At 55.7% G+C, this 20,711-nt stretch carries 14 protein-coding genes and 1 tRNA gene; 11 read left to right on the forward strand and 4 right to left on the reverse strand.

The window, feature by feature from the left end; genetic code table 11:
• Nucleotides 1-76: 76 nt before the first annotated feature.
• From htpX to ACJ77P_RS09410, 10 genes are all read left to right on the forward strand, one after another.
• Entirely contained in the window at nucleotides 77-931 is an 855-nt protein-coding gene (gene htpX, locus ACJ77P_RS09365; RefSeq protein WP_408998082.1) for a zinc metalloprotease HtpX, read from the forward strand.
• Between the two features lie 90 nt (nucleotides 932-1,021).
• Nucleotides 1,022-1,441: a DUF1844 domain-containing protein gene (locus ACJ77P_RS09370; protein ID WP_367361339.1), complete on the forward strand. Its 420-nt coding sequence runs from the start codon at nucleotides 1,022-1,024 to the stop codon at nucleotides 1,439-1,441.
• Between the two features lie 2 nt (nucleotides 1,442-1,443).
• The gene (ispE, locus tag ACJ77P_RS09375) at nucleotides 1,444-2,283 is read left to right on the forward strand and encodes a 4-(cytidine 5'-diphospho)-2-C-methyl-D-erythritol kinase (RefSeq protein WP_408998083.1); all 840 of its coding nucleotides are present in this window, start codon (nucleotides 1,444-1,446) and stop codon (nucleotides 2,281-2,283) included.
• Between the two features lie 114 nt (nucleotides 2,284-2,397).
• Nucleotides 2,398-2,472, forward strand: a tRNA-Gln gene (locus ACJ77P_RS09380).
• Nucleotides 2,473-2,505: 33 nt separating this feature from the next.
• Entirely contained in the window at nucleotides 2,506-3,447 is a 942-nt protein-coding gene (locus ACJ77P_RS09385; RefSeq protein WP_367361338.1) for a ribose-phosphate pyrophosphokinase, read from the forward strand.
• 12 nt (nucleotides 3,448-3,459) lie between these two features.
• On the forward strand, nucleotides 3,460-4,068 hold the full coding sequence (locus ACJ77P_RS09390; protein ID WP_408998084.1) for a 50S ribosomal protein L25/general stress protein Ctc: 609 nt from the start codon (nucleotides 3,460-3,462) through the stop codon (nucleotides 4,066-4,068).
• A gap of 57 nt (nucleotides 4,069-4,125) precedes the next feature.
• Complete coding sequence (gene pth / locus ACJ77P_RS09395; RefSeq protein ID WP_367361336.1) at nucleotides 4,126-4,716, forward strand: aminoacyl-tRNA hydrolase; 591 nt, start codon at nucleotides 4,126-4,128, stop codon at nucleotides 4,714-4,716.
• Nucleotides 4,717-4,718: 2 nt separating this feature from the next.
• Entirely contained in the window at nucleotides 4,719-7,157 is a 2,439-nt protein-coding gene (locus ACJ77P_RS09400; RefSeq protein WP_408999417.1) for a sodium-translocating pyrophosphatase, read from the forward strand.
• 296 nt (nucleotides 7,158-7,453) lie between these two features.
• Nucleotides 7,454-9,520 carry a sodium-translocating pyrophosphatase gene (locus tag ACJ77P_RS09405; protein WP_408998085.1) on the forward strand — a complete coding sequence of 689 codons (2,067 nt, stop codon included), beginning with the start codon at nucleotides 7,454-7,456 and terminating at the stop codon, nucleotides 9,518-9,520.
• A 301-nt stretch (nucleotides 9,521-9,821) separates the two neighbouring features.
• Entirely contained in the window at nucleotides 9,822-10,118 is a 297-nt protein-coding gene (locus ACJ77P_RS09410) for a hypothetical protein (RefSeq protein ID WP_408998086.1), read from the forward strand.
• A gap of 109 nt (nucleotides 10,119-10,227) precedes the next feature.
• Here ACJ77P_RS09410 and ACJ77P_RS09415 read toward each other — a convergent pair whose 3' ends face one another.
• The 3 genes from ACJ77P_RS09415 to ACJ77P_RS09425 form a co-directional block, all read right to left on the reverse strand.
• Nucleotides 10,228-12,351: a sigma 54-interacting transcriptional regulator gene (locus ACJ77P_RS09415; protein WP_367361332.1), complete on the reverse strand. Its 2,124-nt coding sequence runs from the start codon at nucleotides 12,349-12,351 to the stop codon at nucleotides 10,228-10,230.
• A gap of 433 nt (nucleotides 12,352-12,784) precedes the next feature.
• A complete protein-coding gene (gene fusA / locus ACJ77P_RS09420; protein WP_408998087.1) occupies nucleotides 12,785-14,818 on the reverse strand; it encodes an elongation factor G in 2,034 nt (677 codons plus the stop codon).
• A gap of 107 nt (nucleotides 14,819-14,925) precedes the next feature.
• On the reverse strand, nucleotides 14,926-15,552 hold the full coding sequence (locus tag ACJ77P_RS09425; protein ID WP_367361330.1) for a GerMN domain-containing protein: 627 nt from the start codon (nucleotides 15,550-15,552) through the stop codon (nucleotides 14,926-14,928).
• Nucleotides 15,553-15,782: 230 nt separating this feature from the next.
• Between ACJ77P_RS09425 and ACJ77P_RS09430 the strand changes: the two genes are divergently transcribed.
• Nucleotides 15,783-18,074, forward strand: a complete 2,292-nt coding sequence (locus ACJ77P_RS09430; protein WP_367361329.1) for a GspE/PulE family protein — start codon at nucleotides 15,783-15,785, stop codon at nucleotides 18,072-18,074.
• 9 nt (nucleotides 18,075-18,083) lie between these two features.
• Here the strand turns inward: ACJ77P_RS09430 and mutS are convergent, their stop codons facing one another.
• Nucleotides 18,084-20,702 (reverse strand): DNA mismatch repair protein MutS, encoded by a 2,619-nt coding sequence (gene mutS / locus ACJ77P_RS09435; RefSeq protein WP_408999418.1) that lies wholly within the window; start codon nucleotides 20,700-20,702, stop codon nucleotides 18,084-18,086.
• Nucleotides 20,703-20,711 lie beyond the last annotated feature (9 nt).

A 20,711-nucleotide genomic window follows, 5' to 3' on the forward strand; every position in this document is an offset into this window, starting at 1 on the left:
GTATGCAAGGCCGGGAAAAGGGACAAAAGAGGCTCCATTCCATCCTTAAAAGACGACAAAAAAAGGAGTCAAAAAAATGAATACCATAAAAACGGCCCTTCTTCTGGGCGCTCTGACGGGACTGCTCATGTTCATCGGAGGGTTGATCGGCGGGAAGCACGGGATGACGATCGCCTTTGTCCTGGCCATGATCATGAACTTCGGGAGCTACTGGTTTTCAGACAAGCTGGTGCTCAAAATGTACCGCGCCCAGGAAGCATCGGAAGCGCAGGCGCCGGAGCTCTATCGGATGGTGCGCGACCTGGCCATGAGGGGAAACCTTCCCATGCCCCGGGTCTACATCATCCCCGGTGAAACGCCCAATGCCTTTGCCACGGGCAGAAACGAACAGCACGCCGTCGTGGCAGTCACGGAAGGCCTGCTTAGGATCCTCAACCGCGACGAGCTGGAGGGAGTCCTCTCCCACGAACTGACCCACATCAAGAATAAGGACATGCTCATCGGCTCCATCGCGGCCACGCTGGCCGGCGCCATTGTGATGCTGGCCAATATGGCCCAGTGGGCGGCCATGTTCGGCGGCCTGGGCAACCGGGACAGCGAGGAGGGCGGAGGGGGAGGCATCGTGGGATTGATCGCCACGGCCATTCTCGCACCCATTGCCGCCACGATCATTCAAATGGCCATCTCCCGGTCCCGTGAATACATGGCTGATGAAGGCGGGGCGAAAATTTCCGGGAAGCCCTACGGTCTGGCCGGCGCGCTGGAAAAGCTGTCCCGGGCTTCGCAGATCGTCCCCATGAACGCCAATCCCTCAACGGCCCATATGTTTATCGTCAACCCCCTGACGGGGCGCTCCCTCATGAACCTCTTCAGCACCCACCCCCCCATCGAGGAGAGAATCGCCCGGCTCAGAAGCATGAGGCCGGCGTGATCACATCGCGGCCATCCGGTTCTGTCTGCAGGCCCCCCTCTCGAACGGAAGGTGGCTTTGCCTGAAAAAGCTTTTGCGCAGGAGGAGTTTATGGAAGAAGAAAAGCAGGAAAAATCATTTGTTGTAAAGGATAAGCGGATGTTCAGCGAATCCGGCGAGCAGCGTGCACAGGAAGAGCCGAAGCCGGAATCCCCCCCGAAGGCTTCAGGGGAACCCAAAACCGGGCCGTCCGGCCGTCAGCCCGAGGAAGAGGATTATTCGTCCCTCCCCGAGATTACGTTTCTGAACTTCATCCTCTCCCTGAGCACAACGGTCATGTTTCATTTCGGTGATTTTCCCGATCCCGTCTCGCGGGAAACCCAGAAAAATCTTCCTGCCGCCAAACAGACCATCGACATCCTGTCCATGCTCAAGGACAAGACGAAGGGCAATCTCGACGATCATGAAAAATCCCTGCTGGACGAGATTCTCTTCGAACTGAAAATGCGATACGTCAAAGAAACTTCCTGATCATGATGAGAAGATTATCGCCGGCGAAGGTGAATCTCCACCTCCGGGTATTGAGAAAAAGGCCGGACGGATATCACGACCTGGCCACATTGATGCAGAAAATCAGCCTCTACGACGAGCTGGAATTTTTTCCTTCGGACCGGGGCATTTCCCTGCGATGCCCCAGTGTCCCTCTGCCCGAAAATGAAGACAATATCGTTTTCCGGGCCGCAAAAGCAATTTTCTCCCGAGCCGGCTTCCGGCCGGGAGTCACCATCACCCTCCACAAAAACATCCCCCTGGCCGCGGGCCTCGGGGGCGGCAGCTCCAACGCCGCCATCACCCTCCTGGCCTTGAACGAACTCTTCCAGTTCAACTTCAGCAGCGAAGAATTGAGAGAACTCGGGGCGACCCTCGGAGCCGATGTCCCCTTCTTCCTCTTCCCCGGACCGGCCTGGGCCTTCGGCATCGGCGATCGCCTGGAGGCGGCGCGCGCCGTCCCCTCCTTCTGGTTTGTCCTCGTCAATCCCGGCTTCGAAGTCTCGACGAAGGTCATTTATCAAAACCTGAATTTAGGATTGACAAACGAAACAATACATTATAGCATTCCGCGGTTTTTGACCGGAGAAGACGTGGCTGCAGGGCTTCACAACGATCTTGAGCGCGTGACCTTGAAGATGCATCCGTCCCTGGGGGAGATCAAGGAGCTGCTTCTTTTGAACGGTGCGGCAGGCTCTCTGATGTCCGGCAGCGGACCGACGGTTTTCGGCCTGTTTGATTCTGAAGACAAGGCAGAAAAAGCAAAATCCGTGCTGAAAAAGTCAAGTTCGTGGTCTGTTTTCCTCTGCCACTCGGTCGATTGAAGGCTTTTCATCACGACGATTCGTCAGCGGGGCTTTTACCGAATCCGGATCAGAGGCGATCCAAAGGGAGCAAGGCGAAAGGCGGCGGACAACCTGGGCTTAACGAACATCAGTTGGGGCGTCGTCAAGCGGTAAGACACAAGATTTTGGTTCTTGCATACGGAGGTTCGAATCCTCCCGCCCCAGCCAGTTCTCAATTACTATTCCATCAGGACGTATTTCATGCTCGAAAGAATAAAGGTTTTTACAGGCAACGCGACCCCCGATCTGGCCGCCAAGATCTGCGACCGCCTGGGGATTCCCCTAGGTAAGGCCAACGTAACCACCTTCAGTGACGGAGAGACAAGGGTGGAGATCAATGAAAATGTCCGTGGTATGGACATTTTCATCATTCAGTCTACCTGCACCCCCGTCAATGTCACGTTGATGGAACTGCTGATCATGATTGACGCCCTGAAAAGGGCTTCGGCAGGCCGCATCACGGCGGTCATTCCCTATTACGGATATGCCAGGCAGGACCGCAAAGTCGCCCCCCGAGCGCCCATATCGGCTAAGCTCGTGGCGGACCTGATTACGACGGCGGGAGCGAACCGCGTGTTATCCCTCGATCTTCACGCCGGGCAGATCCAGGGATTTTTCAACATCCCCGTCGACAATCTCTTTGCCTTGCCCGTTCTTCTTTCCTACCTCAAGGAGCATTACTCGAACAACCTGGTGATCGTTTCCCCCGACGCCGGCGGCGTCGAGCGTGTCCGGGCCTTTGCCCGCCGCCTGGACGCCAGCATCGCCATCATCGACAAGCGCAGGGAAGGCCCCAATGAAGCGCAGGTGATGAATATCGTGGGATCCGTGGAAGGGAAGAACGTAGTCATTCTTGATGACATGATCGATACGGCCGGTACCGTCGTCCAGGCGACAAAGGCCCTTCGCCACGCCGGGGCGAATGAAATCTCGGTATGCTGCACCCATCCCGTCCTTTCCGGACCGGCGATGGACAGAATCGAAAGTGCGGAAATCCGGGAAGTCATTGTTACGGATACCATTCCCCTGCAGGAAAGGGCGAAGGCATGCGGCCGGATCAGCGTCCTCTCCGTCGCCGGCCTGCTCAGCGAGGCCGTTCGGAGAATTTATTATAACGATTCCGTAAGTTCACTTTTTATATAGTAGGAGGAGTAGATGGAAGCGCTTGAGTTGAAAGCCACCGTACGCGCGCAGTCCGGCACAGGATCGGCGAAGCGGTTACGGCGAAAAGGATTGATCCCTGCAGTTTTATACGGTCCCGGAGCAGAGACCCTGTCGTTGACGGTAAACGCTTCCGATCTCAGAACGGTAAGAAAAGGCCATGAAGACAACCTCTTCATCAAACTTCTTATCGACGATGCGGGGAAGCAGGCGGAAAGAACCTCTCTGATTAAGGAGATTCAGGTTGAACCTCTGACGAACAATGTTTTTCATGCGGATTTTTACGCAATCCGAATGGATCACAAGATCACCTTCGATGTGCCGCTCCATTATGTCGGCCAGCCCGCGGGAATTGAGAAAGGCGGGGAACTGCAGCACCTCCGCAGAGAAGTCCGGGTCTCCTGCCTGCCTTCGGACCTGCCGGAATTTATTTCGCTGGACATTGCCGGCCTCGATGTGGGCGACGCCATCCTCGTGAAGGATCTCTGTCTGCCGGAAGGCATTCTGTGTGTCGACGCGGAGGATATCGCGCTGGTCACGATCACGGCGCTCCATGCCGCCAGGCCGGAAGCGTCGGAGGAGACGGAAGAGGCTTCCTCGTAAGGCTGCCTGCCTGAAGCAGGAGGCCCTTCTCGACAACTGCGTCGCTGTGAGGTGGTTTTGAAGCTGATTGTTGGACTTGGAAACCCGGGCGACCAATACCGATTCAGCCGGCATAATTTCGGATTTCTCGTGCTGGATCAGCTGGCGGAAGATCAGGAAATCAGAATTTCGCAATTCGGGTTTGATGCCTTATGGGGAAAGGGAATTATTGCAGGACAAAGCGTTTTGCTTGCCAAACCCCAGACGTTCATGAATCTGAGTGGGAAATCCGTCAGGAAACTGGCGGATTTTTTTAAGATTGTCGTTGAAGATGTTCTTGTCGTACATGATGATTTGGATCTGCCTTTCGGTACCATCCGACTCAAGGCAGGGGGAGGTCAGGGAGGTCACAAAGGGTTGATATCCATTCATGACTCCCTGGGTGGACCGGAATTCCAACGGGTCAGACTGGGAATTGGAAAGCCGGCCCGGAGATCGGCGGTTGAACGCTATGTTCTTCAGCCGTTCACCGAGATCGAATCGCGTCATCTGCCCAAAATGATCAGAACAGCGGCCGATGCGGTCATTGAGGTGATTTCCTCAGGGATCAAGGCGGCGATGAACAGCTACAACGGTTTGGTTATCAACGACTTAATACAGGAGGTTTAATGATGTTTAAGGGAAAACTGGGTTTTTTGTCTTTTTTCATCATAAGCGCCATACTATTCGTATTGGCGCCGATGGCCTTCGCAGGTGAAGCGGATATTGAGCTGCCGGATCTGACCGCGGTAGTCTTCAATATTTTCGGCTCTCCTGTGGGGGGATTAACGATTCTTAACGTTGGTCTTGTTGTCTGCATTGTTGGAATGGCCTTCGGGTTGATGCAGTATACACAGACCAAAAGCCTGCCCGCCCACAAGAGCATGCTGGACGTCTCCAACACCATCTGGGAAACCTGCAAAACGTACGTTATTCAGCAGGGAAAATTCCTGGCCGCTCTCTGGATTCTTATCGCTGCCTGCATTCTTTATTATTTTGTTGGACTCCAGGGCAAGGGCATGGGTGATGTTTCCATGATTCTCGCCGCTTCCATTCTGGGTATCCTTGGTTCCTACGGCGTGGCCTGGTTCGGCATCCGGATCAACACCGTTGCCAATTCCCGGGCGGCCTTTGCATCCCTCAGCGGAAAGCCCCTCAATATCGTGGACATCTGCCTGAGATCCGGAATGAGTGTCGGCCTTGTGCTGGTCAGCATCGAACTCTTCTTCATGCTTGCCATCCTTGCCTATATTCCGCCGGCGTTGATCGGCCCCTGCTTCATCGGCTTCGCCATCGGTGAATCCCTCGGCGCAAGCGCCCTGAGAATCTGCGGTGGTATCTTCACCAAGATCGCCGATATCGGCTCCGATCTCATGAAGATCATTTTTCATCTTCCCGAAGACGATCCGAAGAATCCGGGCGTTATCGCCGACTGTACCGGCGACAATGCCGGCGACAGTGTCGGACCCACGGCAGACGGATTTGAGACCTACGGTGTTACCGGTGTTGCCCTGGTCACCTTCCTCGCCCTGGCCATGGCCGGAAACCCGGAAATGGGCGGCAAGCTGGTGATCTGGATCTTCGCCATGCGTATCATGATGGTCATCACGTCCCTCATTTCTTATTTTGTGAACAATGCCGTCAGTGCTTCGCTCTTTGGCGACAAAAAAGAATTTGACTTTGAGCATCCCCTGACCAACCTGGTCTGGATTACATCCATCGTCTCCATCGCGATCACCTTCTTTGCCAGCCACGCCCTCCTGGCGGATGTCCCGCCCGTAGGCGGCATCTCGCTCTGGCTCGCACTTTCCATTATCATCAGTTGCGGCACCATTGCCGGTGCATTGATTCCGGAACTGACCAAGGTGTTCACCAGCACCAGTTCCCGGCACTGTGCCGAGGTTATCGATGCCTCCCGCCAGGGTGGTCCTTCGCTGAACATCCTCTCCGGACTGGTAGCCGGTAACTTCTCCGCCTTCTGGGAAGGCTTGGCGATTCTGGTCCTGATGCTGATTGCCTATCTGGTCTCCCAGAGCGCATCCATTATGACGCTCATGCCTGAAGCCTTCCAGTTTGCCGCTCCTGTCTTTGCCTTCGGTCTGGTGGCCTTCGGGTTCCTGGGCATGGGTCCTGTAACGATTGCCGTTGACAGTTTCGGACCGGTATCGGATAACGCCCAGTCCATTTATGAGCTTTCCAGAATTGAAGTGCGCCCAGATGCAAAGGAAGTTGTGAAAAAGGCTTATGGAAAGGAACCGGATTTCGCCCTGGCAAAACATTTTCTGGAATCCTGCGACGGCGCCGGAAATACCTTTAAGGCGACAGCCAAGCCGGTGCTGATCGGTACAGCCGTCGTCGGCGCCACCACCATGGTCTTCGGCATCATCATCCTGCTTGAAAACCTTTTCGGCGGCGCTATTGCCAAGTTAAGCCTTGTTCAGCCGGAAATCATCCTTGGCCTGCTCATGGGCGGCGCCGTCATCTACTGGTTCTGCGGAGCCTCAACCCAGGCCGTCGTGACCGGCGCCTATCGCGCGGTCGTGTTCATTAAAGAAAACATCAATCTCGACAAAGAGGAAGCCGACATCAAGGACAGCAAGGAAATCGTGAAGATCTGTACGATTTATGCCCAGAAGGGTATGGTCAACATCTTCATCGTCATCTTCTTTATGGCCCTGGCGCTTTCCTTCTTTAATCCCTACTTCTTCATCGGTTATCTGATCGGTATCGCCTTCTTCGGTCTGTACCAGGCCATCTTCATGGCCAATGCCGGTGGGTGCTGGGACAACGCCAAGAAGATCGTTGAAGTCGACCTGGCGGAAAAGAATACCCCCCTGCATGAAGCCAGCGTCGTTGGTGACACCGTCGGCGATCCCTTCAAGGATACCTCATCCGTCTCCTTGAACCCGGTCATCAAATTCACGACCCTGTTCGGTCTTCTGGCCACGGAAATCGCCGTCACAATGACCAACCAAGGCCTCAAGCTTGGATTGGCGTCGGTGTTTTTCGTCATCGCCCTGATTTTCGTCTATCGATCCTTCTACGGGATGAGGATCGCGGAAAAGGGTTAAGTTTCACGTCACCTTATCATTCTGCAGGCGCTCCCTCATCCCCTGGATTCGGGAGCGCCTTTTTTTGTGGCTTATTGTCACCAATGAATTCTTTTTCATTGACACAACATTATAATTCACCTATTCTCCCACCGCAAAAAGGAATTGGCGGGTGAACTTCCCTTAAGGCCCGTATTTACGGCTTGTTAAGAGATTCTGGTGATTCATTTGGTTGCGTCCGTTGTTTTCGGCACCAGCGAACGGATGCGATGCAAAAATCATAAATACTTTTGTCAGGAGGTATAAGAAACGGGATTATGGAATTTTTAGTCAACTACGCGTGGTTATGGGGTCTCCTCGGACTGGTGCTGGCGTTTTTTATTTATAAATACGTCATGTCCTTTCCCCCGGGAGACAAGGTCATGGTGGAGATCATGGAGCGCATTCATGCGGGCGCCATGGTCTTCCTCAAGAGGGAATATAAGATCATCTCCATATTTATCGTCGTCGTATTCGCTCTTCTCTACATGGGTCTGGATCACAAGATGACCTCCGTGGCCTTCCTGGCCGGGGCCATCTGCTCCCTGATGGCCGGCGTCTTCGGCATGCAGGCGGCGACCCTCTCCAATGCGAGGACCGCGGAAGCGGCTAAGACGCACGGACAGGCGACAGCCCTGACCGTGGCCTTCTTCGGTGGGTCCGTCATGGGCCTTTCCGTGGCTTCCCTCGGTCTGCTCGGCCTCGGTGTCTTCTTCATGCTCTTCGCCGGAACGGATCCTGGAGTCATCAACGGATTCGCCATGGGCGCCTCTTCCATCGCCCTCTTCGCCCGTGTCGGCGGCGGCATCTTCACCAAGACGGCCGATGTGGGCTCCGACCTGGTCGGTAAGGTCGAGGCGGGAATTCCCGAGGACGACCCGAGAAACCCGGGCGTCACCGCGGACAACGTCGGCGACAACGTCGGCGACATCGCCGGGATGGGTGCAGACCTCTTTGAATCCTATGTCGGATCCGTCGTCGCGGCCATCGCCATCGGCGCCACGATGGGGCTGGGCGTGGAAGGAATGGCGATGAAATGGATGATGCTGCCCATGCTCTTCATCATTGTCGGTTTGGCCTCCTCGGTCATCGGCATCGGGCTGTTCAATCTGCTCAAGAACATGAGCCCCCAGTCCGCCCTGAGCAACGGCCTCTATATCGCAGGGGTCCTCTTCATCGCTTCCTCTTACTTTGTCGTCAAGACGATCACGGCGGACATGACTCCCGAATATCTGCAGAGCCTGGGCATCCGTGGTCCCCTCGGACCCTTCTGGGCCGTTCTGATGGGAATTGTCGCGGGGATGCTCATCGGTGCCGTCACGGAATACTACACGGCCCGCAAACCGATCCGCCGAATCGCCGAAGCCTCACAGACCGGATCGGCCACCACGATCATCAGCGGGTTTGCCGTTGGTCTCGAGAGCGTGGCGCTCCCTGTGTTCTTCATCGCCATGGCGATCTGGCTGTCCTACCTTTCCTGCGGTCTTTACGGAATCGCCATCGCCGGTGTCGGCATGCTGGGAACCGTTGGAATGACGATGTCCGTGGACAGCTACGGGCCGATTTCCGATAATGCCGGCGGCATTGCCGAACAGGCCCACATGCCGCCCCATGTCCGTGAAATCACCGATGGCCTCGACGCGGTGGGCAACACCACAGCCGCCATCGGCAAAGGCTTCGCCATCGGTTCGGCGGCCCTTACGGCCCTGGCCATGTTCGCCGCCGTCAGCCAGACGATGAAGACCTATCCGGGTTTTGAAAATTTCGCTCTCGACCTGACGGAGGCCCATGTCATCACCGGCTTGTTCCTCGGCGCCTTGATCCCCTGCCTGCTGGCAGCCATGACGATGACGGCCGTCGGTGAGGCCGCCTTCGACATGATCAACGAAATCCGCCGGCAGTTCCGGGAGATTCCCGGCATCATGGCGGGAACGACGCCCCCCGACACGAACAGCTGCGTGGATATCGCCACCACCGCCGCCCTGAAGCGCATGATCCTTCCCGGTGTTGCGGCTGTCATCAGCCCCGTCCTGGTGGGCATCTTCATCGGGCCCGAGGCTCTGGGCGGTTTCCTCGCCGGCGCCACGCTGACGGGCGTTATCCTGGGCCTTCTCATGGCCAATGCCGGCGGCGCCTGGGACAATGCGAAGAAATACATCGAGCAGGGCAATTTCGGCGGCAAAGGCTCCGACGCCCACAAGGCGGGCGTTGTGGGCGACACCGTCGGCGACCCCTTCAAGGATACGTCAGGTCCCGCGATGAACATCCTCATCAAGTTGATGTCCGTCGTTTCCCTGGTCACCCTGCCGGCGATCATTGCCATGTACCACATGATCTACGGTTAATTTACGAAGTCATTTAGAAGTTGACGAAGGGGGGATGCGGTCTGCCGCATCCCCCTCTTTTTTTGCCGGAGAATAGCATAGGCGGAGAACCCGGCTCTGAAAAATCCTTCCTCAGAAATGACCCGGTATTTTTGCCACATCATGAATTGACAGGATCTCAACTATCCTCTAAAATATGTTGAAATCCCCATAAAAGGATGAGGGGTAACAGAGGTCGTATGCCAGGCCGGGAAATTCTAATCCGGCGAAGAGGGTTTCAGGTTCATTCTGTCTTTTTTCAGCTTTAGAAAGGAGGAAAACCATGAAGTCTGCGATTATCTTCAGCGGCACAGGTCCCATTCTCATTCTGACAACCTATGAATCATTGACCAACCCGGCTTTTGTCAAGAAGTTGGCAGCGAAAGGCATCAACAAATTTGTCGCCATCGAGCTTCCCGTTGAAAAAGTGAAATCCGTCTATGCCGGCACGTTCGACATCATCATGGAAGATCTCCACCAGACCGACGATTTGAGGGTGCTCGACTATAACGGGCACAACATCTTCAACGCCTTTTCCGTCAAGGAATGGGGTCCGGCCATCCGGTTTGAACCGGATTGAAAAAGCTCCCCTGTTTCGAGCGGATCGCTTTCAAAAAAAGGCCGGCTGGAATTCCAGCCGGCCTTTGCTTTCTCGGCAGCAACACCCGATAAAGACGGCTCTTTTTGGTTCAGGAAAGGCCGCTTTTCTTCTGCTCCCGTATCAGTTTGTAACGCGATATGTTGAGGAGCCTGGCCGCCTCCGTTTTTTTGCCGCGGCTCAGTTCCAAAGCCTTTTCCAGGATTTTGCCCTTGACGTTCCTGGTAATCTCTTCCGTCATCGTCGTGTAATCGATGCCTCCCGAGGTCAGATCGGGAAGGAACGTATCCAGAGAAATCCGGTAGTCGCCCCCCTCTTCGGTTGCCCGCATCTCCGCGGGAAGATTTTCAGGCAGGATGGTCGTACCGACATTCTGCAGAATCATGACACGCTCCATGATGTTTTTCAACTCCCGGACATTGCCCGCCCAGCGATAGGCCAGGAGGATCTGTTCCGCCTCTTTGCTGAAGCCCCTGACCTTTTTCCGGAATTTCCTGTTGAATTCCTCGACATAGTGATGGGCCAGCAGCAGGATATCCGTCCCCCTCTCCCTCAAGGGCGGCAGGACAACGGGAACAACGCTGATCCGATAGTAGAGATCCTCGCGGAAGAGGCCTTCCTTCACCATCCTGCTGAGATCCCTGTTGGTGGAAAAAACGAAGCGGACATCCAGGGGGATGTTCTCCGTCCCGCCCAGGCGCCGGAGATGCCCCTCCTCCAGGACGCGCAGAAACTTGGCTTGCAGGGGAAAGCTCATGTCTCCGATTTCATCGAGGAGCATCGTGCCCCCGTTGGCATAATCCAGCAGACCGATCTTTTTCTTCCGGGCGTCGGTAAAGGCCCCCGCCTCGTACCCAAAAAGTTCGCTTTCCAGAAGCGTCCCGGGAATGGCGGCGCAATTGACATCCACAAAGGCCTTGGAGTTTCGGTTGCTCTGCCGGTGAATGGCGCGGGCAATCAGCTCCTTTCCCGTACCGCTTTCCCCCTGGATCAGAACCGGGGTGTTGTGGCCGGCGACTTCCTTGATCACATGAAAGATGCCGTCCATCTTGGTGGATGTCCCGATGATGTTGTCGAAGCCCAGCAGGGAATCCTCGCGCTCCTTGAGCTTCTCCACCTCCGTTTTCAGGGATCTTGCTTCCCGGGACAAAAGGGAATGCATGATGGCGTTGTCATAGGCCGTACAGGCATTCTTTACCAGGATGTCCAGGACATTGACCTGATCCTCCGTATAGCGGTTCCTCTCCTTCGCAAGATAAAGCGCCCCCCGGAACTTGTCGCCGATACGCAGCGGAATGGCCAGTTCCGAATCGAACCCGTCGAATATCGGGATGAAGCCGTCTTCGGCAAAGGGGGGCTGCTTGACAATGATGGCATTGGAGGCGATGGCCTCGGGAATGATGCTCGGTTCAATCCGTGCATTCCGGAGCTGCTCCTCTTCGGTGGTCACCTGATCCCCATCATGAATCAGAAAACGGTTCTTTTTGTCGTCGATGATATAAAACATGGCCTTGGAGGCGGAGGCAATGTCCATCGCGGCCGTGGTCAGGACTTCCCGGATGTGATTGTCCAGCACATAACTGGAATTCATCTCCGATACCGCCTTCCCCAGAACGGTCAGCTGGTGGATCTTCTCGGCGTTGTTCTCGAAGAGCTGCGCATTGTGGATGATGATGCTCATCTGGTTGGCAAAGGTCAGAAACATGTCCATCATCTCCGGGAAAAAGCTTTTTCTCTGGCGGCACCACGTTGCCGTAATCCCGAAGACCTCGTTGCCGATCTTCAGGGGTGCGCAGAAGATGGACCCCCGGTCGTTGATTCTGGTCAGGAGGCGATCCGTGTCCGTCATGCGCGGGTCCGTGGATACATCCTCGATCACCATCGCCTTTCCCGTTTTATAGACCTTGGAGGCGACGCAGTCATCTGCCAGATTGATGGCCGCGGCAAAGGCCCGCTTTGCTTCCTCCGCCTTGTAATTCTTGACAACGCGCGTCTTCAGGAACTGCTGGGAATCGTCGCAGGTTCGAATAATCCCCTGGTCAAATCCCAGGGCGTCGACGACATCATCGAGAATCTTCTGCATGATTTCTCCGACGCTCGACGGATTGGTGAGCAGGGAAGTGATCCGCAGGAGGGTCTTCAACAGTTTATCCTTATCCTCCAGAGGCATCGATGATGTTAACAGGACATCCACGTTTCGTGATGTTGTTACCATGAGAATGATTCCTCCCCCTGTTAAATTCAAGAATTACATGGACTTGAAACCGCCCGGCGCATCCGCTCCAATGCGTTTTGACCGCCAAAGGATATCATGATGTCCATCAGAATTCCAAAAAACTTTCACCCCGACTTCCCCTGGGGGGGTCCTCCGCCGGCAGACCGGCTCCCGTGCCGTCCACCATGACCGCCCCCGGGGGATCCTAGTGGATGGCTGACCGAACGACAATCCCAGGCGGAAGCCGATTGGAACGCCCTGACATTTTTTTCGGGGACCTTCTTGGGTTTTCTTTGGATCGGGAAGACGGTTTTCCCGGGGGGATGTACAGGAATCAGCCCGGGAGATGGGGTTCCCCTGGGGACAAGTGCCGGCAGAGGTGCTGATTTCTCATGACGGATGACGGAAGGCGGGATGTGAAAAACCGGCGGCGCTAGCCCTGATCGTACGCGAAGAACTGCATCGTGAACACCGCCCTGCCCTGGGTCGCAGAGCGAAGGTCCGTGGAATAACCGAAGAGGGCCTTCAAGGGAACCCGGGCGCGAATTTCGGATATCGCTCCCTTGGGCGTGATTTCCTGGACCTCCCCTCTTCGGGCGTTGATGTCACCGATCACCTCCCCCATGAACTCGGCCGGGGTGATCACACTGACCATCATGACGGGTTCGAGCAGCAGGGGATCGGCCTTGTTGAATCCGTCCCTCAATGCGGAAGCCGCTGCAATTTTATAACCGATGGGCGAGGATTCGCCTTCCTTGATCGTGAGCCCGGCAACGCTCACCCGAATGTCCACAAGAGGATAGCCGGCGATCACGCCGCTTTGAACCGCCTCCGATATCCCCTCTTCCGTGGCCCGGACATATTCCGCGGGCAGTGCGTCCGTTTCGGGAATCCAGTCCGTTTCAACGCCCGCTCCGCGTTCCAGCGGCTCCAGGATCAGGCGGACATGGCCGAAATGCTTCTTGTCGCCCAGCTCTCTTTCGAAATGCCCCTCACTTTCAACTTTTTTCCTGATAGTCTCCCGGTAGACCACTCGGGGTTTTCCCACGTTGACCTGGGTGTGAAACTCCCGGCTCAACCGGTCGATAATGACATCCAAGTGCAGCTCTCCCATCCCGGATATCACCGTTTGCGCCGTTTCATCGTCGTATTTCACCCGGAGCGTCGGATCTTCATCCATCAGTTTCTGCAAAGCCAGCGACAATTTTTCCTGATCGGCGGGTGTCTTTGCTTCAATGGCCTGCGAAATGACGGGCTCATAGAATTCCATGGATTCGAGCAGGATGGGATGCGCCTCGTCGCAGATCGTATCGCCGGTCGCAGTTTCCTTCAACCCCATCACCGAGACGATGTCCCCGGCCCCGGCCTGCTCCAAGCGTTCACGCTTGTTGGCGTGCATCTTGAGAAGCCGGGAGGCCTTTTCCTTCCTGTTCTTGCTGGCGTTGTAAAGCTCCTCGCCCGTTTTTATCTGCCCCGAATAAATCCGCAGATAGGTCAGCTTCCGGCCTTCATCCTGCATCACCTTGAAGGCCAGGGCGGCCAGCGGCTCCTTCGTGCTGCTGATTCTCGTCAATTCCTCCTTCGTGACCGGATGGATTCCCGAAACGGGGGGGACATCCTCCGGGGAAGGCAGAAAATCGACCACGGCATCGAGCAGCGGCTGGATTCCCTTATTTTTCAAAGCGGTGCCGCACAGGACGGGAACGAGCCTGACGGCCAGGGTGGCCTTGCGGATTGCCGCATGCAGCTCCTTTTGCGATATTTCCTCCCCTCCCAGGTACTTTTCCGCGATGTCGTCATCGAATTCCGCCACCGATTCCAGCATTCGTTCCCGCTGCAGCTCCACTTCCGGCATCAGATCGCCGGGAATGTCGATCGCTTCGTAATGCGCCCCCTTGGAGCTGTCGTCCCAGATGACACACTTTTCTGAAATCAGGTCCACGATCCCCTGGAACTTTTCTTCCTGACCCCAGGGAATCTGGATGGGGAGGGGAACGGCGCTGAAGCGCTCCTTCATCATCTCGATGACCCGGAAGAAATCCGCACCGACCCGGTCCATCTTGTTCACGAAGGCGATCTTGGGAACACCGTACTTGTCGGCCTGGTGCCAGACGGTTTCAGACTGCGGCTCCACACCCGCCACGGCATCGAACACGATGACGGCCCCGTCCAGTACGCGGAGGCTGCGCTCCACTTCAATGGTGAAATCCACATGGCCCGGCGTGTCGATGATATGAATTTCGGAGTTTTTCCAATTGCAGGTTGTCACGGCCGACGTGATGGTGATCCCCCGCTCCTGCTCCTGAGGCATCCAGTCCATCACGGCCTCTCCGTCATGGACCTCTCCGATCTTGTATGACTTCCCCGTATAGTAGAGGATCCGCTCGCTGACCGTTGTCTTGCCGGCATCGATGTGAGCGATAATCCCGATATTTCGAATTCTTGAAAGTTTGGATGTGGGAGGCATCGAAGCACCATTATTTTTTCATGGATCCGGCCCCGCCTTCAGGCAGGTGGAAGGATTTCTGAAAACAGTCTCTGTCGTGAAGTTATCCCAGCTTGAACGGCAAGCTGTTACTGACCCTTTACGTCCTGCGCCAGGTATTCCCTGTTGAAGCTGAAGGGCTGCTTTAGGCTGATGTGCCCTTTGAGCGAATCCACTTCCTGGCCCTCGATCAGAATTTTTACCGCCTTGATTTCAGGAATATTGGCCGTGAGAGAATTGGTCAGGGAATACACGGTAGCCATTTCGCTGGCGCTCCCTCCCGGATGGTCCTGGACGAGATTTTTGCTGAAGCTGACAAAGATTGTGGAATTCGCTTCAATCTTTGCGCTCTTGAGCGCCACTTCCGGCGGGAAGGTATTCACCTTACCGGTTTTGGATCCATCCAGCAGGGCCCTTACAATTTCCTCCGCCTGCTGAACGGGGGATCCCATTTTAGGAATCAACCGCTTTTCCGACACGAGAAAACGTTCATTGGCATCGGAAAAGTACAGAACGACCGACTGCTTCTCTTTCGATCCCTTCTGATCCGTCCGGCCTCCGATCGGCGGATAGATCACATTAAAAAGCGTCACAAAAAAGAAAATCAGGAATCCGACAACGGCAAGTCCAATTATTGCAAGAATCAGCTTCTGAGTGCCCTTTTTCTTCTTCCTGTTCTTGAGCTCTGTGATACGCTTCTGCTTTTTTGTAGCCATAACCGGTAATACCCCGCTGTAACGAAAAAGTTGCCACAATCTAAGGTATTTTCAATACAGTGTCAAGGGAAGAACCGTCGGAACGGATTTCAGGGAACAGGCAGGAGACCGGTAGAAGAACAGCAGGAATTAATCACATCTATGCATTATTCTATGTGCTTTGAGCCGATGGATTGATCCATCTTCATGGATGCGGATGCGATTCAAGACTTGACGGTGGGAATAAAATCATGCAGGAAGCCCTGACAAAAAATTCACAAATCTCCGAACTCGAAAAAAAACTTCTCCTGCGGAAAAAAATGCAGGACATCACCAACCAGATTCACGCCGCCCAGAATATAAAACAGATCCTTGTCGACCTGAAAGAGGCCATCCTGAATCTCTTCGATGCCTTTTCCATTACGATCTACGTCGTCGACCGCCTGAGGAACCAGATCTTTTCCCTGCTGCTTGCCGGGGCCCAGATCCGGGAAATACGGGTGCCCATCAACAACAAAAGCATCTCCGGGTATGTGGCCAACAACGGGAAGACCGTCAACATCGCCGATGCCTACGACGCTTCGGAGCTGAAGCGGATCGATCCCGAGCTGAGCTTCGACATGAGCTGGGACAAGAAGACAGGCTTCCGCACCCGGCAGATTCTCTGCGCCCCCATCTTCCACACCGGCAATCTCACCGGTGTCATCCAGATCCTGAACAAGAAGGGAAAGGGGAACTTCTCCGAGGAGGAAGAGGGATTTGTGCAGGAAATCGCCGAAGTGCTCGGCGTCGCCTTCTTCAACCAGGAGCGCTATGCCCGGCGGCGGAAGACCCGCTACGATTATCTCATCAGCAGGGACCTGCTGAAGGAAGAGGAGCTGGACAGCGCTCTGGAGGAATCCCGGGAACAGAAAGAACCGATGGAATCCTTCCTCATGAAAAAATACGGCATTTCCAAGGAGGACATCGGGAAGTCGCTGGAGGAATTCTATCGCTGCCAATTCATCAAGTTCGATGACAAATTCCCGATCCCCGGCGATCTGCTGAAAAATCTCAAGCGGGAATACCTGCTTCGGGAACTGTGGGTTCCCCTGAACAAGATAGACGGAAACATCCAGGTGATCGTCGATGACCCGAACAACATCATCAAGCGGGACATGATCGAAAGCCTTCTGAAAACCAAGGCTGTAAAGTACGACGTCGCTCTTCCCGAAGACATCATTCGCTACATCAACCATTTTTTCCAGAGCCCCTCCAGCGAGTCCTCCTTTGCCGAGCTTCTCGGCAAGCTGGACGAAGATGAAGAAAGCCCCGATGAAGACGGTGATGTCGTTTCCGAATCGGACAGCGTGATCATGCAGCTGGTCAACAAGATCATCAATGACGCCTATAACCGCCGCTCTTCCGATATTCATGTCGAACCGAACGTGACCAAAAAAAACGTGCAGATCCGCTTCCGCATCGATGGCGACTGCGGCCTCTATCAGACCGTTCCCTTCAGCTACCGGGCGGCGCTGGTGTCCCGGATCAAGATCATGTCGAACCTGGACATCACCGTCAAGCGGATCCCCCAGGACGGGAAAATAAAATTCCGGAATTCGAGCGGGGAAGAGATTGAACTCCGCGTGGCCACCATCCCCACGCAGGGCGGCGTGGAAGACGTCGTCATGCGTATCCTCGCCAAGGGGGAAACGATGCCCCTCGAAGCCATGGGGATGCTTGAGCGCAATTACCAGGAAATGCTCAAGATCCTGGAGAAGCCCTACGGCATGATCCTCGTCGTCGGCCCCACGGGATCGGGAAAGACCACCACGCTCCATGCGGCACTTCACCACATCAACACCCCGGAGCGGAAGATCTGGACGGCTGAAGATCCCGTCGAAATCACCCAGTACGGGCTGCGGCAGGTCCAGGTTCAGCCGAAGATAGGCTTTGATTTCGCGGCGGCCATGCGCGCCTTTCTCCGGGCCGACCCGGACGTGATCATGGTGGGGGAAATGAGGGATTTCGAAACGGCCAAGACGGGCGTCGAAGCCTCCCTGACCGGGCACCTCGTTTTCAGCACCCTGCACACCAACAGCGCCCCGGAAACCATTACCCGGCTGCTCGACATGGGAATAGATCCGCTGAACTTCGCCGATGCCCTGCTGGGCATCCTGGCTCAGCGCCTGGTCCGGACGCTATGCAAAAAATGCAAGGAGGCCTACCACCCCACGCGCCGGGAATACGACGATCTGGCCGAGAGTTACGGGCTGGAAGATTTCGCCAGGCTCAATGTCCCCTATACGGATGATTTCATGCTCTATCGTCCGAAGGGGTGCGATGCCTGCGACCGAACGGGCTACAAGGGGCGGATGGGCATTCATGAATTGCTGATCGGCTCCGATTCGATCAAACGGCTGGTCCAGAAGCACGCCGACATTGAATCGCTGAGAAATGCGGCCATCTCGGAAGGGATGACGACCCTGCTCCAGGATGGCATCCAGAAGGCAATCCAGGGTCTCACCGACTTCCGACAGGTCCGAAGGGTCTGCATCAAATAGGGAAGCGGTTCAGTTTTCCTTCAGCCGCTCCTGCCAGCTCCGAAGGAGGTCCAGGGCATCCAGGGGCGCCAGGGAGGACAGGTTCAATGCCGAAAGCTCTTCGACAACCCGTTCCTTTTCGCTCATGAAAAGATTCAGCTGCCCGGGGTTGCGGACTTTCTTTTTCCTGCTCCGGGCAATTTTGGGCATGCCCACTTCATCCATTTCCCCGATTTCCAGGTTGTCGAGAATTTCCCTGGCACGGCTGATCACTTCGTCCGGAACGCCTGCAATCCGCGCAACCTGGATTCCGTAACTCCGGTTCGTTCCGCCGGGAACAATCTTCCTCAAAAAGATGATCCGGTCACCCCACTCCTTGACGGCGATATTGAAATTCCTGAATCCCGTTCCCGCCACGGCCAGTTCGGTGAGCTGATGGTAGTGGGTCGCGAAGAGAGTGCGGGCCCCGATGCTTTTTTGGTCGTGGAGGTATTCCGCCACGGCCCATGCGATGCTGAGGCCGTCGAAGGTGCTGGTCCCCCGCCCCACCTCATCCAGGATCACCAGGCTCCGCCTGGTGGCATTACGAAGGATCTGCGCCACCTCGTTCATCTCCACCATGAAGGTGCTCTGGCCTCGGATCAGGCTGTCCGCCGCTCCGATTCGCGTGAAGATCCGGTCCACCACCCCGATCCTTGCCCTGGATGCCGGCACGAAACTCCCCATCTGCGCCATGAGAACAATGAGCGCAACCTGTCGGATATACGTGGATTTACCCGCCATATTGGGGCCGGTAATCACCAGGAATCGGTTCAGCTCCGTATCCAGAACAAGGTCGTTGGGAACGAAGCCATCCTTGAGGGGCATCCGCTCCACAACGGGATGCCTTCCCACGTCGATCTCAATCCGGTCCTCCCGGTCCACGGAAGGGCAGCAGTATCCGTACTTGTCGGCGACTTCCGCCAGGGAGGCCAGGGCATCCAGGGAAGCCAGCCAGGATGCCGTTTCCTGAATTCCGGGGATGTCCGCTGCCGCGGTATCCCGCACGGCGGAAAAGAGGTCGTATTCGCGCTCCCGGCATCGAGACTCCGCATTGAGAACGGCCGTTTCATACTCCTTGAGCTCCTGGTTGATGTAACGCTCCGCATTGACGAGGGTCTGTTTTCTCACGTACTCTTCCGGCGCATTGGCCGCGTTGGCCTTGGAAATCTCGATGTAATACCCGAAGACGTTGTTGAATCCCACCTTGAGAGACGCAATGCCCGTCCGCTTTCGCTCCTTTTCCTCGAGCGCAGCGATCCACCTTCTCCCGTCCCGCATCATGGAGGACAGGCGGTCCCGCTCCTCGTCGTAGCCGTCCTTGATGAGCCCCCCTTCCCGGAGGGTGAGCGGCGGGGAGTCGCAGATCGCCCGTTCAAGAAGGTCATGCAGATCGGGCAATTCATCGATGCCCAGGAAAATTCTTTCCAGCAGCGGGGAGGTTTTGTCGGCAAGAAGGCTTTTAAGGCCGGGAAGACTGCTCAATGAGTTTTTCAGGGCGATGAGATCGCGGGCGTTGGCGACCCCCAGAGAAATTCTTCCCGCCAGGCGCTCCATGTCATAAATCCCGGAGAGGGTTCGGCGCAGGTTTTCCCGGAAAAGATGGTTTTCCCGTATTTCCGCTACGGCCGCCAGCCTTTCCCGGATTTTCTCCGGATCGACAAGGGGATAGTTGAGCCACCAGCGAAGGCGGCGCCCCCCCATGGCGGTCATCGTTTCATCGAGGATGGAAAACAGGGAGCCGGAGGTCCGATTGTCCTGGATGGTCCTGAACAGTTCAAGGTTCCGCTTCGCCGTCTCGTCGAGCAGGAGATAATCCTTTGTCGAGTACCACTGAAGCCGGCGGATGTGCTGGAGGGTATTCTTCTGGGTCTCCTCCACGTATCGAAGAATGGCGCCTGCCGCTCCAACCACCGCCGGATGGCCCTTCAGGCCTGAACGCTCAAGGATGTTCTCCGGAACGGCGGATGAAAGACGCCTCCAGGCCTCGTCCTGATCAAAATACTCCCCGGGCATTTCATCCAGGCGGCAGACGGGTTCTCTCCCGGAAAAGAACCTGGAAAAACCGCTCCTCCGGAGATCCTCGGGAAGGAGGATTTCCCGGAATTCAAGGACGGCCATCTCCGCCTCAAAAAACTGCGGATCCTGGAAATCGCTGACCAGGAATTCCCCGGTGGAAATATCGAGAAAGGCCAGCCCGATGGAAGAGCCCAGGGGATTAACCGCCGCGAGGAAGTTGTTTTCCTTGGCATGAAGGTTTTCGGCATCCACGACCAGGCCGGGGGTGACAATGCGGATGACCTCCCGCTTGACAACCCCCTTGGCAAGTTTCGGGTCCTCGATCTGTTCGCAGATCGCCACCTTGAGCCCCTTTTCAATGAGCTTCGGGATGTAGGTGGACAAGGCATGGTAGGGAAAGCCGCACAGGGGGATGCTGTCTTCCTTCCCCTTGTTTCGTGACGTGAGGGTGATTTCAAGAATCTCAGAGGCGGTTACGGCATCTTCAAAAAAGATTTCATAAAAATCTCCCATGCGGAAAAGAACGATGCAGTCGGGATGTCTGCTCTTCACTTCCACATACTGCCGCATTGCCGGGGTCAAACTGGTCATGTCCACGGA

It is taken from the genome of Syntrophus buswellii, assembly GCF_046097065.1.
In the GTDB taxonomy this organism is placed as follows: Bacteria; Desulfobacterota; Syntrophia; order Syntrophales; family Syntrophaceae; genus Syntrophus; species Syntrophus buswellii.

Bases quoted from the DNA above. Each gene is read 5' to 3' on its own strand.
- mutS (WP_408999418.1), bottom strand. From the start codon at position 20,702: ATGACCAGTTTGACCCCGGCAATGCGGCAGTATGTGGAAGTGAAGAGC.
- ACJ77P_RS09410 (WP_408998086.1), top strand. From the start codon at position 9,822: ATGAAGTCTGCGATTATCTTCAGCGGCACAGGTCCCATTCTCATTCTG.
- htpX (WP_408998082.1), top strand. From the start codon at position 77: ATGAATACCATAAAAACGGCCCTTCTTCTGGGCGCTCTGACGGGACTG.
- ACJ77P_RS09370 (WP_367361339.1), top strand. From the start codon at position 1,022: ATGGAAGAAGAAAAGCAGGAAAAATCATTTGTTGTAAAGGATAAGCGG.
- ACJ77P_RS09390 (WP_408998084.1), top strand. From the start codon at position 3,460: ATGGAAGCGCTTGAGTTGAAAGCCACCGTACGCGCGCAGTCCGGCACA.
- ACJ77P_RS09405 (WP_408998085.1), top strand. From the start codon at position 7,454: ATGGAATTTTTAGTCAACTACGCGTGGTTATGGGGTCTCCTCGGACTG.
- fusA (WP_408998087.1), bottom strand. From the start codon at position 14,818: ATGCCTCCCACATCCAAACTTTCAAGAATTCGAAATATCGGGATTATC.
- ACJ77P_RS09415 (WP_367361332.1), bottom strand. From the start codon at position 12,351: ATGGTAACAACATCACGAAACGTGGATGTCCTGTTAACATCATCGATG.
- ACJ77P_RS09385 (WP_367361338.1), top strand. From the start codon at position 2,506: ATGCTCGAAAGAATAAAGGTTTTTACAGGCAACGCGACCCCCGATCTG.
- ACJ77P_RS09425 (WP_367361330.1), bottom strand. From the start codon at position 15,552: ATGGCTACAAAAAAGCAGAAGCGTATCACAGAGCTCAAGAACAGGAAG.
- ACJ77P_RS09400 (WP_408999417.1), top strand. From the start codon at position 4,719: ATGTTTAAGGGAAAACTGGGTTTTTTGTCTTTTTTCATCATAAGCGCC.
- ACJ77P_RS09430 (WP_367361329.1), top strand. From the start codon at position 15,783: ATGCAGGAAGCCCTGACAAAAAATTCACAAATCTCCGAACTCGAAAAA.
- ispE (WP_408998083.1), top strand. From the start codon at position 1,444: ATGATGAGAAGATTATCGCCGGCGAAGGTGAATCTCCACCTCCGGGTA.